4 protein-coding genes are annotated in these 2,145 nt (G+C 65.1%); all 4 read right to left on the bottom strand.

The annotated features are described in order from the left end of the window. Nucleotides 1-76 precede the first annotated feature (76 nt). The 4 genes from HMPREF2914_RS09315 to HMPREF2914_RS09330 all read right to left on the bottom strand — a co-directional run bounded on the left by HMPREF2914_RS09315 (nt 77) and on the right by HMPREF2914_RS09330 (nt 2,013). Complete coding sequence (locus HMPREF2914_RS09315; protein ID WP_023981182.1) at nt 77-481, bottom strand: HNH endonuclease; 405 nt, start codon at nt 479-481, stop codon at nt 77-79. A gap of 48 nt (nt 482-529) precedes the next feature. Then, complete coding sequence (gene lysC / locus HMPREF2914_RS33145) at nt 530-781, bottom strand: Rz1-like lysis system protein LysC (protein ID WP_023465506.1); 252 nt, start codon at nt 779-781, stop codon at nt 530-532. Nucleotides 782-1,066: 285 nt separating this feature from the next. Next, nucleotides 1,067-1,684, bottom strand: a complete 618-nt coding sequence (locus tag HMPREF2914_RS09325) for a glycoside hydrolase family 19 protein (protein ID WP_023981184.1) — start codon at nt 1,682-1,684, stop codon at nt 1,067-1,069. Then, nucleotides 1,681-2,013 (bottom strand): phage holin, lambda family, encoded by a 333-nt coding sequence (locus tag HMPREF2914_RS09330; protein ID WP_023981185.1) that lies wholly within the window; start codon nt 2,011-2,013, stop codon nt 1,681-1,683. Before HMPREF2914_RS09330 ends, HMPREF2914_RS09325 begins: the two co-directional genes overlap by 4 nt. Nucleotides 2,014-2,145 lie beyond the last annotated feature (132 nt).

Consider the following 2,145-nt stretch of genomic DNA (forward strand, 5'->3'; position numbering starts at 1 on the left):
AACTCCTGATTTTTTAATTTCGCGGGCGCGTAAATCCGGTTCCCCCCGTCGTTCGGGAGGTTGGCCGCCAGAACTTTCAGCCACCCCCCTCCCCTGGGCGTTTCAATGCACCAATTCGGGGCATCCTCGGGGCGCCAGGATCCGCACCGTTCTCGATCCGTCCAACGCGCTCGCCTACGCGGTTGTGGCACGCCCGACACAGGGCGCGCAGGTTCGACCAGACCAGGCTCAGCTCGGGGTGAGTCTTGCGCGCCTTGATGTGGTCGGTGATCTGGCTCGGAGCTTCGTCACACTCCTCGCAGATCGGGTGCAGCCGTCGATATCGAGCGGAGAGCCGCTTCCAGCGCTCGGTCTTGTAGAACCCATCGGATTCATCCCGACACTGGTTGTAGCGAGCGTGAACGGCCTGCAGGTGCTTCTCCCGCTGCTGCTGAGCAAGCACCGCATGCTTCTCGCAGTGCGAGCCCTGTCGGATCAGCACGTTGCATCCTGGGTACGCGCAGGGCTTAGCCGGTCGTCTCGGCATGGTTCACTCCTGTCGCTCGATGCAGTCCAGCACCTGTACCGCGCACGCTGTCAACGCAGCTTCAACGGCATCGATCGCCGCAGTTGCATCCTCACCGTTCGCCAGCGGCGGGCGGCCTGGGAGCCGACACGGCGTCAGCGGACACTTGGCCTGCTGCGCGGTAGGCGCTGGGGTCAGTGGTTTCGGGGCGGGCGTACATCCGGCCAAGGCCAGCAGGGATGCCAGCACGCAGCCAGTCGCGAACAGCCTGGTCATTCTCTTTCAACTCCCGTAACGCCGCAGCGTGGCGCGCGCCCTGGACCTCCAGGGCTTCGCCGAGTTGTCGGGTTTGCAGTTCGATCTCGGCGACGCGGCCGAGTTGGCGTTGCTGTTCAGCGAGAACGCCGGCCTGCAGATCGATCATCTGCTGATTGCGGTCACGCTCCTGCGCCGCGACGTCAGCACGCTCCCGCTCTGCGGTCACTTGCAGGCTCAGGCGGTCCATCCGCCACATCATCCCCATCGCAACGAGCGCGACGATCAACCATGGAACCCACCTCATCACACACTCGCCAGCGCTGCGCGCGCCCATTCGAGACGCGCCACTCGATCCTCAGCACCGTTGTAGCCGCCGTTGATCTTCAGAGTGATCCGCTCGAATCGGCCTTGGTCCGCCAAGTCGTTTAAACCCCGCGACTTCCACCACCACCCCGCGGCGATTGCTGCCCAGGTCCGTTGCTCCAGCAACTCCGGTTGCGCTACCAGTGGCAGCGCCAGGGCACGGGCGGCTTCGGCGTAGTTGTCGTGGCCGGTGATCATGATCAGGCCCCGGCCCCGGTATCGATACCCATCGCCCGTATCCGGCGACCCATTGCCCATCCGGTTTGCGTAGACGCGGTTGGCGATGCGCTCAGGCTGTCGGGCGTACTGCTTCGCCTCTACCGGCGTGAACCGCTTCGGCCAGGTCTTGAGCAGCCCCTCGGCGGAGTAGTTCAGATTCTCCACCAGGCGCTTGAGGCTCTGGCTTTCGTGCCCGACTTGGGCCAGGAACATCGCCGCGCGCTCGGGCGTGTTGATCTCGAACCGGGCCATGGCGCCGTTGATGTGTTCGCCCCAAGTCAAGGCAGTAGCGGCGCCGCAGCCAGTAGCGCGGTCGAGTTGATCGGCGGTGATCTTCATTCGCCAGACCCTCGACGCGGTAGTTTGATCCCGGCGTAACGGTCGGCCAGGTCGCGGATCTTCTCGACGCCCAGGAAGCCGATCCAGCCACCGATGAAGGTGGCCATGCTCTGCGGCACGCCGAAGAACTCGAAGCTGCTGATAATCGTCAGCGCCAGGCCACCGCACAGCGCGCCCTCTAGGAGCGCCTGCCGGCGCGTGCCGCCGCCGTAGATGATCCTGGCCATGGCCATGGCCCACGACAGCAGGGAGGCGTAGATGATCGGCGCATGCTGGCTCAGCCAGGCGAGCAGGGCTGCCCAGGTGTCGGGTTTGTCGGGCATCTTCATCGTCTCAGTTCCCCTCGCCGGGGCAGAAATGAAAAAGCCCAGCGCGAGGGCTGGGCCAGGAATGGGGTGCAGGTACGGCCTTTCAAGGGGGCCGCGCGCCCCGCAGCGCAATGCGCCACCTGCAGAAGGGTA

The organism is Pseudomonas sp. HMSC067G02, assembly GCF_001813485.1.
GTDB lineage: Bacteria > Pseudomonadota > Gammaproteobacteria > Pseudomonadales > Pseudomonadaceae > Pseudomonas > Pseudomonas aeruginosa.